The sequence below is a fragment of the Anabaena sp. UHCC 0399 genome, from assembly GCF_034931465.1.
GTDB lineage: Bacteria > Cyanobacteriota > Cyanobacteriia > Cyanobacteriales > Nostocaceae > Trichormus > Trichormus minutissimus.
This window is the reverse complement of record NZ_JAYGGZ010000027.1, coordinates 20,567-33,843: the sequence shown is the minus strand read 5'-3', so window position 1 is coordinate 33,843 and position 13,277 is coordinate 20,567. Positions and strand designations below refer to the sequence as shown.

10 protein-coding genes are annotated in these 13,277 nt (G+C 42.0%); 4 read left to right on the top strand and 6 right to left on the bottom strand.

Annotation, left to right across the window (positions count from 1 at the left end; genetic code table 11):
- Positions 1–33: 33 nt before the first annotated feature.
- Positions 34–684, bottom strand: coding sequence for a uracil phosphoribosyltransferase (gene upp, locus VB693_RS15690; RefSeq protein WP_323267073.1), 651 nt, complete (start codon positions 682–684; stop codon positions 34–36).
- Positions 685–1,253: 569 nt separating this feature from the next.
- Here upp and crtH point away from each other — a divergent pair.
- Both crtH and VB693_RS15680 read left to right on the top strand, forming a co-directional pair.
- Complete coding sequence (gene crtH, locus VB693_RS15685) at positions 1,254–2,771, top strand: carotenoid isomerase (RefSeq protein WP_323267119.1); 1,518 nt, start codon at positions 1,254–1,256, stop codon at positions 2,769–2,771.
- Positions 2,772–2,885: 114 nt separating this feature from the next.
- On the top strand, positions 2,886–3,740 hold the full coding sequence (locus VB693_RS15680) for a DUF72 domain-containing protein (protein WP_323267072.1): 855 nt from the start codon (positions 2,886–2,888) through the stop codon (positions 3,738–3,740).
- Positions 3,741–3,752: 12 nt separating this feature from the next.
- On the opposite strand, the gene VB693_RS15675 is transcribed toward VB693_RS15680, so the two are convergent.
- Entirely contained in the window at positions 3,753–4,235 is a 483-nt protein-coding gene (locus VB693_RS15675; protein WP_323267071.1) for a hypothetical protein, read from the bottom strand.
- Between the two features lie 336 nt (positions 4,236–4,571).
- Between VB693_RS15675 and VB693_RS15670 the strand changes: the two genes are divergently transcribed.
- Positions 4,572–5,012, top strand: coding sequence for a hypothetical protein (locus tag VB693_RS15670; RefSeq protein WP_323267118.1), 441 nt, complete (start codon positions 4,572–4,574; stop codon positions 5,010–5,012).
- Between the two features lie 71 nt (positions 5,013–5,083).
- Here VB693_RS15670 and VB693_RS15665 read toward each other — a convergent pair whose 3' ends face one another.
- The 4 genes from VB693_RS15665 to VB693_RS15650 form a co-directional block, all read right to left on the bottom strand.
- The gene (locus tag VB693_RS15665) at positions 5,084–6,298 is read right to left on the bottom strand and encodes a murein transglycosylase A (protein ID WP_323267070.1); all 1,215 of its coding nucleotides are present in this window, start codon (positions 6,296–6,298) and stop codon (positions 5,084–5,086) included.
- A gap of 1,428 nt (positions 6,299–7,726) precedes the next feature.
- Positions 7,727–9,238 carry a hydroxysqualene dehydroxylase gene (locus tag VB693_RS15660; RefSeq protein ID WP_323267069.1) on the bottom strand — a complete coding sequence of 504 codons (1,512 nt, stop codon included), beginning with the start codon at positions 9,236–9,238 and terminating at the stop codon, positions 7,727–7,729.
- 132 nt (positions 9,239–9,370) lie between these two features.
- Positions 9,371–10,600 (bottom strand): HEAT repeat domain-containing protein, encoded by a 1,230-nt coding sequence (locus VB693_RS15655; RefSeq protein ID WP_323267117.1) that lies wholly within the window; start codon positions 10,598–10,600, stop codon positions 9,371–9,373.
- 74 nt (positions 10,601–10,674) lie between these two features.
- Entirely contained in the window at positions 10,675–11,100 is a 426-nt protein-coding gene (locus VB693_RS15650; protein ID WP_323267068.1) for a ubiquinol-cytochrome c reductase iron-sulfur subunit, read from the bottom strand.
- Positions 11,101–11,645: 545 nt separating this feature from the next.
- On the opposite strand from VB693_RS15650, the gene VB693_RS15645 reads away from it, so the two are divergent.
- The gene (locus tag VB693_RS15645; RefSeq protein WP_323267067.1) at positions 11,646–13,265 is read left to right on the top strand and encodes a ferredoxin--nitrite reductase; all 1,620 of its coding nucleotides are present in this window, start codon (positions 11,646–11,648) and stop codon (positions 13,263–13,265) included.
- The last annotated feature ends 12 nt before the right edge of the window (positions 13,266–13,277 follow it).

Here is a 13,277-nt window from a genome sequence, read left to right as displayed (position 1 = left end):
TGAGTTATTTTCCTTCCCTAGCTGCATACTAACTTATGTGCCAAAGATGCGATCGCCTGCATCTCCTAGTCCCGGTACAATAAACCCTTGAGTATTGACTGTTTCATCAATAGTGGCAGTGTAAATTGTTAAATCAGGATAGGTCTGACTCAATTTTTGTAAAGCTGGCGGCGCAGCTACTACACAAACAATCCGTGTTAAAGCTGGATCAACACCTCGCCGGATCAATTCTGACATAGCTGTCATAATTGATCCACCTGTAGCCAACATCGGGTCAGTAATCAATACCCTCGTTTGGGGGGCAAATTTTTCTGGCAATTTGTTCAAATAGCATGAAGGTTCTAGCGTTTCTTCATTTCGCACCAAACCCAGATGATAAATCGACGCTAAGGGCAGTAAAGTTTGCGCCCCTTCTAATAACCCCAAACCTGCCCGTAAAATCGGCACAACTGCCATAGGAATTTGTGGATTAACCACTGTCCCAGGGCAGCTATCCAGGGGGCTTTGCACCATAATTTCTTGTGTCGGCAACCATTCCCGCGCGGCTTCATAAGTTAGCCACCGACCTAACTCAGTCATAGCACTACGAAATAAGACTGAAGGCGTAGCCGCATCACGGGCAACTGCCAGCCAATGCTTGATTAAAGGATGAGGAGGAACATAAACACGCAGTTGTACCGCCATAGCTCAAAATAGCCGTTTTTTATTCTACAAGAACTGAAACATCATCATACTCTTTCCTGGTCAACCCCCTTCGGGGAATTCAAAATTCTTGCATTAAATCAGTCATAAGTTACTGACCCTTGTCCCCAATCCCCACTCCCCAGCCTTTCAATTTTGGATTTTAGATTATTCAATCCAAAATCCAAAATCCGTCTTGAAAAGTTTCCTACGGCGGGAAACCCGCCTACAGAACTTTCCGCAAAATCTAAAATTCCGAGTCCCCAATCCCCAGTCCCCAATCCCCAGTCCCCAAAACTATTGCAATAAATTTTCATTAATAGTTGACAAGTATTCTCAATCATGGTTATATTATTATCAGTGTTCTCCTCTCTTTAAGGATCGGCAGACGGGATTGGTCGGCGGTAGCAGACTCGTCCCTCTTTTTTATGTTTTTAGGTACTCAGAAAAATAGCCAAACATATCTTTGTCTTTCTCAGTTTTTGCCTTAGTAAAGACAGTCTATGATTGGACTAACTAAAAGTAATATAGAATACAAGTGTCTTAGTAAATTTCTTGTATCGGCTCTCCCCATGTCTCCTACTCTCAGCACTACACCATCTTTATTTGACGTAATTGTAATTGGTTCAGGTATTGGTGGCTTAGTAACAGCTACCCAGCTAGCAGCCAAAGGCGCGAAAGTGCTGGTACTGGAGAGTTATTTAATTCCTGGGGGTAGTGCTGGCTACTTTGAGAGCGAAGGTTATCGATTTGATGTGGGGGCATCGATGATTTTTGGATTAGGAAACAAAGGTACTACAAATTTACTTACCCGCGCCCTGAAAGCTGTCAATACTAGCCTAGAAACAATTAGCGATCGCGTCCAAATTCATTATCATCTCCCCCAAGGTTTAGACTTGAAAGTTGATAGGGATTATCACCACTTTTTGCAAAGTCTTATTGCTTACTTTCCTCATGAATCTAAAGGGATTCGTCGCTTTTATAACGAATGTTGGCGCGTATTCAATTATCTTAACAATATAGATTTACTGTCTCTAGAAGAACCTCGGTATCTGCTGCGGGTATTTTTGCAGCACCCTTTAGCGTGTCTTGGTTTAGTCAAGTATCTGCCTCAAAATGTTGGAGATGTAGCCCGACGCTATATTAAAGACCCCCAATTATTACAATTTATCGATATGGAATGTTACTGCTGGTCTGTAGTTCCAGCCAACATGACACCCATGATTAATGCTGGAATGGTCTTTTCTGATAGACATTATGGCGGCGTAAACTATCCCAAAGGTGGCGTAGGACAAATTGCTCAAAAGCTTGTACAAGGGTTAGAAAATACAGGTGGTCAGATTAAGTACCAAGCTAAGGTAACAAAAATCCTCACCGAAAAAGGCCGGGCTGTTGGTGTGCAATTAGCTAGTGGTGAAATTTACCAAGGTAAACGCATAGTTTCTAATGCTACACGTTGGGATACATTTGAAAAATTACTTCCTGTGGAGAAAATACCATATAATGAGAAAAATTGGCAGCAATCTTATCAAAAGTCTCCGAGCTTTTTAAGTCTGCACATAGGGGTCAAAGAGTCAGTTTTGCCTGCTGGGACGGAATGCCATCATATTATTTTAGAAGATTGGCAAAATATGATGACATCGGAAGGCACGCTTTTTGTGTCCATTCCCACCTTGCTTGACCCAGACTTAGCACCAAAGGGATATCATATCATTCATGCCTTCACACCCCACTGGATTGATGATTGGCAGGGAATGTCTGCTAGGGACTACGAAGCCAAGAAAGAAGCGGCTGCTTGGCGAATTATTGACCGATTAGAGAAGATTTTTCCAGGGTTAGATGCAAGCTTAGACTATCTGGAAGTGGGGACACCTCGAACCCATCGCCGTTTTTTGGGGCGCGTAGATGGGACTTACGGGCCGATACCCCGGCGCAAGTTGTGGGGATTATTGGGAATGCCCTTTAATCGCACATCTATTCCAGGGCTTTATTGTGTGGGAGACAGTACATTTCCGGGTCAGGGTTTGAATGCAGTGGCGTTTTCGGGCTTTGCTTGCGCCCATCGTATTGCTGTGGATTTGAGAATTTGAAACACCTCAAATGAGAACGGGAGCAACGCTGCTCAAAGCCCCGCTACTGCTAACAGCACTTACAATTAATTAGGAACACTCAAAGTTCTCCAGAAGTTATTTTTATCAAAGCTTGTGAACTTCTTTATTGGTTGTGCTGTTTGGGCATATAAAGGTTGGTTGGGGGAACTTTATCCCCAAGGTACTCGTGCAACAGAATTTCTCCACCTCTACAGTCGTCGCTTTACCACTGTAGAAGGTAATACCACTTTCTATGCCATACCTAATGCAGAAACTGTCAGCCGATGGGCGACGGAAACACCCCCAGGCTTTGAGTTTTGTTTGAAATTACCACGGGATATTACTCACAAAGGTTTATTAGCACCTTATATTCCGACTGCTTTAGACTTTTTAGCAGGAATGCGCCCTTTAGGTAAGCATCTTGGCCCCATATTTGCCCAGTTACCGCCAAGTTATTCCCCTGCATCAATTGATGATTTGGCTATGTTTCTAGAAGCTTGGCCGCGTCAAGAATCACCACTAGCACTGGAAGTAAGACATCCCGACTGGTTTAGAGAACCACACACCACTAATTTGACACAGCTTTTACAAACTTTAGGCGTGGGAAGAGTGCTTTTAGATTCCCGTCCCATCTACTCTGGAGATGATGACCCCCAATTACAATCAGAGCGACGCAAACCTAAACTCCCTTTACAATTCAGCGTCACCGCACCTTTTTGTCTGATTCGATTTATTTCTCATCCCAACTTGTCAGTGAATCAGCCGTTTATGGAAGAATGGGTGAGCCAGATTCAGCAATGGTTGGACTCAGGAGTAAAAATTTATTTCTTTGTTCATTGTCCCCTAGAAGAGCGATCGCCTAACATAGCTCGCCACTTTCAACAGCTATTAGAACAAAATGCTGTTGCAGTTCCCCCTTTACCGTGGAATCAGCTAGACTTTCCACCTAATCAACTTAGTCTTTGGTGATGAGAGGAGAACTCAGAATTGAGCGTGGTTTTCCATTTCGACTAAGTTAATGAAAGATTCGCGTGTTTGAGAATTTGGATAGAGTGTGGCTTCAAACTGCACTACTCCCATCGCTGCAACCATTTGATTATTATATTTCTCTACCTCATCTGGCGATCGCAAAGATTGTTTGTTCCAAGATGGAAAAATACTCACCTCAGTACCATCCTCAAGCACAATTTGCGATTTTGTATAAAGTCCTTGAAAATCCGCAATTCCTGTAAATCTTGGGTCTGGTTTCCAAGTTTTTGATGTATAACGCCCAATCAGTTTGACCCTTTGACCATTGAGACGAATTAAATCACCACGGTTTTTGACTATTTCCAATTTATATGACGGAGATTCTTCATTACTTAACTGGGGTACTTTGCTTTGAGTCGGTTTCATCACAGCAAATATACTTAATATTAGTGATACAGTTAATCCCCAAGTAATAGCCATCCAGAGCCATCTCATGTTTTTCTCCACTTTTGACGTATAGCGTTTATCTTATGGCACTATCTTGTATATCTCTCTAGATATCTATCGATATACTTAAATTCATGGTTTTTTGACTTTTGCAATATATCTCATCAAGACTACTTTAAAAAAAAGAGATAATGGTGATTGCAATCCTTTTTTGATCAGAACTTATCCAGTATCATCTTCAAAAAAGGGGGTGATACCCCTCTTGTCAAAATTGCTAAAAGGTTGTTCAACAATGCTGCTGATTAACTCATAGAAATGGGTTCAATACTCATGCGGATTGTTGAGGTAATCGCTGTTGAAGCTGTTATATCAAAGGAGGTTAAGATGAGTCGTCTTCTTTATGAAAATTCGGTTTCATATAAAGGATATCTCATCATTCCATTTATTTTTGGCAAAGCAGACCAGTACGAAATTTATTCGTATAAACTCTTGTCAGAAGTGGGACGTAAAAGTCAGTTTCATAAAGCAGATAATCCTGCAAAAATATATGGCAATAGCACTAATAACATTGTTGAAATTGCTATAGAACATCTAGACAAAAATGCAGATTTTGTTAGTCAACGTGACATTTTTCAATCTCGCTATGTTTATCGTAAAAATTTAATTATTCTCTTCCATGAAAATGGCAGGTATTTTTACGATCATTACCCACCAGAGTTGTTAAATAACATTGCTGCACCGAAATTATTTAAATCAGAATATGAATGCCTGAAATGGATCAAGCAAGGGCTTGACAGTCAACATATGGGGCAAAGAGCAATGTAGGGTTAATAATTCGTAATTCGTAATTCGTAATTCGTAATTTTAATTACTAACTACAAATTACGAATTAGAAATTATTTCAAAAGTAAGTAGTATATAGAACCAGTAGCGACTGTAATACCGGCGCGATCGCCTGCTAAGTCACCATAACCTAAGAAGTAATCTACTCTACCAGGGCCTTTGATAGCACTACCTGTATCTTGGTCAAGCACAAAGCGGCTAACTTGACGGTTTACCAATTTACCACTGCGATCGGGATAGGGAAATGAACCATTAATGACAGCTAAAGCACCGGGAGGCATAATGGCTTTATCTGTAGCAATGGAACGTTCTGGTACTAAAGGAACGCTAATACTACCTGTAGCTGGTTCACCTTTAGTTTCTTTGAAAAAGATGAAGCGTTCCCAGCGTGGTAAATAATTATCCATTGATTGAGGATTTTTCTGGAAATACCGAATAATCCCTGGCATATTCAACTCTTCCTTAAAGAGTTTGCCATCTTGAAACAGTAATCGGCCGATACTATTCCAAGGGTAATCTGTACCGCGTACAAAACCAACACTAGTTTGAGTGCCATCAGTTAAATTGAGTTTGGCTGAACCTTGGATATGGATCATGTATGCTTGAAAGCGATCGCGTAACCAAAACATTTCCAACCCATTTAATCGGCTTTTATTTCCCAACAGACCATCTACCCCTTCTAACTCAACTCGTTTCGGGTGGGGTTTAGTCCATTGCTCAAAGTCTGAGGGTACGCGATAAATGGGATATTTGTATTGTGCAGTACGTGTACGACTGGCTTGATAAATCGGTGCGTAGTAGGCGGTAAACTTCACCGTACCCCGATTATCGTCACCCACTGACTTATAAAAAGCAAACTCCCGACGTACCGCAGTTTGCAGTTGTGCAGGTGATTTGGCTGTAGCTACTAATTGGCGAAACCGTCTTAAACTGCGGCGTACTCTTTCGAGGGTAATTTCCTTGATAGGGTAATTATTGTAGACTGCGATCGCTCTAGGTGTATTTAAATAACTCAAACTATTGTCAATTGATTTTAATAGAGATTGGCGATCTTTTTTTAAACCGCCATGACCGAGAAACAATTGTTCATCCCAACCCAAACAAGCACGCGCAGGTTGACAAGTACCAATATCAACTAGTTTTAACGCTGGCGATATCTGAGATGGCGGTGCTGATGGTTGGGGAGTTACCTGACTCACAGCTATTGGTAACGGGTTGAAAAGTGTAATTCCCAAACCGAAGGAAAATAAAGCCAGTGGTTTTTTCATATTTAACAGAATCTCAGATGCACATCTTTGAGATGTTTTTATCACACCCTAAGACCATTGTTTCCTACTTTAGTTTCCCATCCAGCAGAAAAATCAAACACTCTGCATGAACTTCTTCCCAGGTAATACAGCAGGTTTTCGTCCCCGCGAAGGGGAATAAAAGCAATTCGTAATTCGCAATTCGTAATTCGCAATAAATGGAAAGTCTGTATTTTCTGCCGTTGTGCAGTTTGTCACTATGACGTTTCCGTCCCCATGAAGGGGAATGAGTGGAAAAAAACGTGGGGTTTTCAGAGAATACCATGTGCTGCGGCACTGGGTTTCCGTCCCCGAGAAGGGGAATAAATGGAAAACTATTAATTGCTATTGTTTTTGAGAAATGGATAGGAGGTTTCCGTCCCCGCGAAGGGGAATAAATGGAAAACTTGATCATGTTCGATTGTACACATTTTGAATTCATTCAAGTTTCCGTCCCCGCGAAGTGGAATAAATGGAAAACCTAAAATGCTCAGTTAGGTTTTCGAGCATTTTTCAAAAGGTTTCCGTCCCCGCGAAGGGGGAATAAATGGAAAACCATATTCCGTGATTCCTCTCCAGCTTTTGCTTAAGGTTTCCGTCCCCGCGAAGGGGAATAAATGGAAAACCTGCTTACTGTCCCATAATGGGTGAGGACTTGCTAAGTTTCCGTCCCCGCGAAGGGGAATAAATGGAAAACAATTTCACAAGCAGATATCCAAGCTGGATTACAAGTTTCCGTCCCCGCGAAGGGGAATAAATGGAAAACCCTGCCTTTATAGAAACCTTACTGTGACTGAGTTTGAAAGGGTTATTTTTGCGGGGGGTGGAAATTACCTGTCAACAAGCTGAAATTATTGAGAATAACCTACCTGTTTACCCTACTCAAAGCCTTGCATAGCAAGCGATCTGCGGGGGTCAACGAAATAATCAGAGTTTCAGCGATCGCTCTACCCCCACAAATGCCATTTCCGCAACAAAAGTTTACAGAAGTAATAGTAAGCTTTTAGATTAAATTTTCAAGGTTCTGTGGTTAATCTGGTATAGATATTATCAATATAATCGGGAAAATTCCAAGCTAATTTCCGAAAAGCAATATAAATCTTTACTTTTTCAGGCATTACCCCAGTAACGTAGGGTGTGTGACGGCAGCGATAAGATTTAAAACATCAGCCATATATTCAACTTGCCGTCACGCACCAATCTCAAACCCTTATTTCTCTGTGTTCTCTGCGTCTCTGTGGTTCGTTATTCCGTAATTTGTGAAGTCCTATAATCTTAAGGTTTAAAGGGCTAGAAATCTCAGTAAGCCCAACGCAGCGCAACCGAACATTTAACTGATAAATGTTCACTGATAACGTGTTGGGTTTCCTTGCGTCAACCCAACCTACTGTGTAATTAGCCTGTATTCTCCTACGGCAACCAGAAATTAGGCAATATAGATTTACCTAAATTACGTACTGTTTGATTAATATTTCTCGCTACTTGTATATGTGCTTCGTCTTCCTCAACGGGTAAAATTTCGGCAATTGTACCATCTTCCAAATGAGAAATTACTAGATTCGCCGCTTCTAAACCTGTAACATAAGCCTTTTCCTGTGACCAAGAACCGTGACGATTAATAATCCAATCACCACTCATAAATACATTACTAAAACTTGTCTTAGCTGGCAACATATGGCGATAGCTACCGGGTGCAAAGTGAGTCACCGCCTGGGGTAACCGAATCACACTACTATCTATTACTTTCGCTTCTCTAAATCCTGGTACACAAGTAGTTAAATATCGCTGGACTTTAGCCACAATTTCCTCATCACTCCAATTTAAAAACTGATTGGCGTGATAAAAATCAGCTTCAATTACTGTGCCTTCTTCATGTTTATATTCGTCATGTAAAGCATTCAAATCAAAGAATGTCCAGCCTGTGGTGTCATCAAAACCAAAACAAGCATTAGAAGCACGGGGAATATCAATTTTACGGTCAAACCACAACCGCGTTGCTAATACATCAATTGCCCCTAAATTATGCAAATTACGAAATTCATCGCGGCTTTGTAAGCTGGGGCTATTAGCGACAATCTTTTTCATCCCAGTCACACCAACTGCAAAAATTACCGCATCAGCTTCAAACACTTCATCACCGCAAACTACACCAGTCGCCCGATTATTACTATCAATAATTAAGTCAGTAACACGGTGTTTTGGTAAGACTTTCACCCCAGCTTTTTCTATGCGTTCCACCCAGGGACGAAATATTTTCTCACCGACAGTTCCCCGACACCAAACCACATCAAAATCAGCTTGGTGAGCCAAAATAAAAAAGTACAGCATTCCCAATGTTGCAGCGGCTGAACATTGTTCACCAGGGGCAAATAAACCCACCAATAACATTGGTTCAAATGCTTCTTTATACAATCGTGCTGACACACCAAAAGACTTGAATAATTCTCGTGCTGTTACATAGTCATAACGTCGCCAAGCCTCATCCGAATTATCAAAATCAATCAGACTATAAAATAAAGGTAAGGCACTGAGACGGTCAATTAATGGTAGACGTTGAAATTGGGGATAAATAAAAGTGCCAATGGGTGTGGGTAGTCTAGGTAAATCTTGAAAAATTGGTGATTCTACTTCCAAACCAGCCGGAGAATATTGGGCGGAACGTGTCCAGGTAGTGAAGGGATTTATTTCTAATTCGTTGATGAGGGCGAAGATGTTTTTGTAAGGATACCAAAAGCCGTGGATTCCTGCTTCTACAGATTTACCTGCGGTTGTTTGCCAACCTGCTACTAGTCCACCAGGATAGGGGCCTGCTTCCAGAAGCGTCACATCATAACCTTGTTTTGCTAAATGGTAGGTTGCGCCTAAACCAGCCCAACCAGCACCCACAACTACTACTCGTTTTGGTTGTGCTTCTTCTGTCATTTTGCTCTCCAATGATTGCAGCCCATCAACTAATCTACCTGAAGTTGCGATTTACCGCAGAAATTTTGCAGTGAGGTGATGGTTTGTTTTGCATTTTTGATCAAAAATGCGCCCACTACACAGGGTAAGCGGTTAGCAGGGGAGGATATCAGTGAAATGTCTCTCTAACTTTGTGAGAGCAGCGATCGCATGGACTCTGACAAATTCATCACCATCTGTCAGCATATCAGTCAACAGTGGCGTAGCTTCTTGACAACCTAACTGGCCTAAAGATAAAGCGATCGCACTTTTAACACTAGTAATTTTTGTCGCTGGATGCTGTGATTGCACCATATCTAACAAAATTCCTGATGCTGCTGAGATTAACTCTGGTTTTTGTACTCTTCCTATAACTGTGACAATTTCTTGTAAAAGTGTTGCTGAATTTAGATGATTTAGTGCCTTTTGCAAGCACTCCAAACCCAATAATGTCTCTACCCAAATCAAGGCGCGGATGATTTCGAGTTGTAGAGTTATTGGTGTGTGAGGGGAAATTAAAACTGTAAATAGATGTTGGGTAGCTGCATCACCACCCATCCGCGCTAAGGCGATGGCGGCGTTACAACAAACCTCAATATGAAAGTCATAAAGTCTAGGTTGTAGTTGAGCAACCAAATCTAATTCTGTACATAAGTCAGAACGATAACCTAAACCTTGGACTGCTACACCTCTAACGTGAGCAGCGACATCCTCTAAAGCGTTCAATAGTATAGGTGGGACACGTTGATCATGAAAACTGCTGAGGGCTTCCAGAGTGGCTGCACGTACTGCGGCTTGGGCATCTTGTACTACGCTCAATAGCGGGGCAATAATTTCTGGGCGACGAATATAAGAGAGTGATCGCACAGCTAAAAGCCTGGTATCTTCTTCGGTAAGGAGTTCTGAGAGTATGGGAATAGCCAGAGTTCCCATTTGTCCAAGTGCTGTAGCGGTGATCGCTTTGAGTTCTTCATCCTCACTAGTTTTCAATAATTCTACTAAAGGAGCGATCGCATTTGGGTATTTATACTCCCCGACAATCCGCGCCGCAAACCAGCGTAGTTCATCGTCTGCGTCTTCATCTTCCAATATGGCAATCAACGAAGGAATGGCGATAGTTCCTAATTGATTCAGCACCTTGGCAATATCCCAACGTTGCTGAAAATCCCCCATCTCTAAAATTGTCAATGCTAATTCCAACAGATATTCTGGATTAGCTATTTCTGAATGTTTGGAGTCATTCGCCAAAATCAACTGATGTAAATCTTGAACTAGCGATGACCAATCAGCCGCATCATGCGCTGCTTGCGCCTGCACCAAAAGCTGCCCGATATTATTCACAATACCTTACTTAAATTTTGATTTTTGATGAATGCTAATGACTCCAGCCAAGTAACTATACGTGTTGCTGACTGAAACTAGATTCGCTTAACTACAACTGAACTCCCCTCAATCTTGGCGGCGTAAGTATTGAGTGGCTTGGTAGCTGGGTCTTTCTGTACTGTACCATCAACTCCATATTCTGCACCATGACAAGGACAGACAAATTTTTGGTTTGCGGCTTGCCATACCACCGTGCATCCTTTATGGGTACAGATGGGATTAACAGCAATCAAATTTTTAGCTGTAGATGTACCTACTACTAATACAGATCCAGCCGGGGAGTCATTCAAGAGTAATTGCCCAGTTTTGTCTAATTCGGCCACAGTACCTATTGTTTGCCAAATATCAGAACCTGAAGTGGTGGATGTTGTATTGGGAGAAGCACAAGCGGCGATCGCTACAGGTAAGCTACTAGCTAGCCAACCCAAACCCACCCAATTAATAAAATCACGACGTTTCATAGTTATTAGTTATTAGCGATTAATTATTAGTGATTAATTATTAGTTATTAGTCAATAGGCATTGGGAATTGGATTTTCTCCCCCTGCTCCCCCTGCTTCCTGTCACCTAAACCCATGTTATGCAGAAAACGCATATTAATGATTTAATTTCAGCATTATTACTAGAATTTTGTAGCTAGTTATACGATTTTATCTTAAATCCCAACATAACCTGAGAAGTATCGAAATTGTTACATAAACATTCACATAAACCTCTTGACAAATTTAGCCAATGTAAAAAATTACAAATTCTCTCTAATTCATTCGTGAATTTGCGTTCAGTGAGTAATAGGCGGCCTCCTTCGGGGGAATTAAAAAATAAAGCTCTCTAGAACGCATTTGAGAACAAGTAATCAGGCATCAATATTGGTTTTTCATGTACCAATACGGTTTATATAGCCGCACTTTTGAGGGTGACGGTCACAGTTAACTGTATTTTTTCATATGGAATTTTAAATTGTTTAGAGGTTCGTACTTGACCAGCAATTTGCAACCAGAGTCAGCTTATGACGGATACAGCAACTACCACAAAAGCCAGTCTGAATAAATTCGAGAGATTCAAAGCCGAAAAAGATGGACTGGCCATCAAGGAGGAAATAGAAAAAATTGCCTCTTTGGGTTGGGAAGCAATGGACGAAATTGACCGAGATCATCGCCTCAAGTGGGTGGGTGTATTCTTCCGCCCAGTTACTCCTGGTAGGTTTATGATGCGGCTGCGGATGCCCAATGGTATTGTTAACAGCGAACAGATGCGTGTATTAGCGGAGGTAGTACAGCGTTACGGAGATGATGGTAACGCCGATATTACGACCAGGCAGAATATTCAACTGCGGGGGATCAGAATTGAAGATTTACCAGATATCTTCAATAGATTTCATAGCGTTGGTTTAACTAGTGTCCAATCAGGGATGGACAACATCCGCAACATTACAGGTGATCCTGTCGCTGGGTTGGATGCAGATGAATTGTATGATACCCGCGAGTTGGTGCAACAAATTCAAGATATGTTGACCAACAAAGGACAAGGAAACCCAGAATTTAGTAACCTCCCACGCAAATTTAATATAGCGATCGCAGGTGGACGAGACAATTCCGTTCATGCGGAAATCAATGATTTAGCCTTCGTTCCAGCGTTTAAGGAAGGGACTGGACAAGATTTTTCCCAATCCCCAGTCTTCGGATTCAACATCCTAGTCGGGGGCTTCTTTTCCGCCAAACGTTGCGAGGCGGCGATTCCTCTCAATGCTTGGGTAACTCCAGAAGAAGTAGTGGCTGTATGTAGAGCGATTTTGGAAGTTTATCGAGACAATGGACTACGGGCTAATCGTCTCAAATCCCGCTTGATGTGGCTGATTGATGAATGGGGTATAGAGAAGTTGCGTCTAGAAGTTGAAAAGCGTTTAGGTAAGTCATTACTACCCGCCGCACCCAAAGATGAAATTGATTGGGAAAAACGCGACCACATTGGAGTGTATAAACAAAAACAACCCGGATTCAACTATGTAGGTTTGCACATACCTGTAGGACGTTTATATGCCGAAGATATGTTTGAATTGGCACGGTTAGCGGATGTTTATGGCAGTAGTGAAATTCGGCTGACCGTTGAGCAGAACGTGATTATTCCCCATATTTCTGACTCCCAATTGAAGACATTTTTAACTGATCCTTTATTGGAGAGGTTTTCTATTGACCCTGGTTTATTGACGCGATCGCTAGTTTCCTGCACAGGCTCACAATTTTGCAACTTCGCCCTCATCGAAACCAAAAACCGCGCCCTCAGCATGATTGAAGCCTTGGAGACTGAATTAACATTCACGCGTCCAGTCCGCATTCACTGGACAGGTTGCCCCAACTCTTGCGGACAACCCCAAGTTGCAGACATTGGTTTGATGGGAACGAAAGCCCGTAAAAATGGTAAAGCCGTAGAAGGCGTTGACATTTATATGGGTGGCAAAGTGGGTAAAGATGCCGAATTAGGTAGCTGCGTCCAAAAAGGCATACCCTGCGAAGACTTACAGCCAGTATTACGAGATTTACTCATCCAACACTTCGGCGCGAAAGCAAGAGAAGAAGCTTTCGTGAGTGCTGTTAGCGGTAGCGGGGCGTTGAGCAGCGTGCTGAGTTAGGAGTGCTGAGTG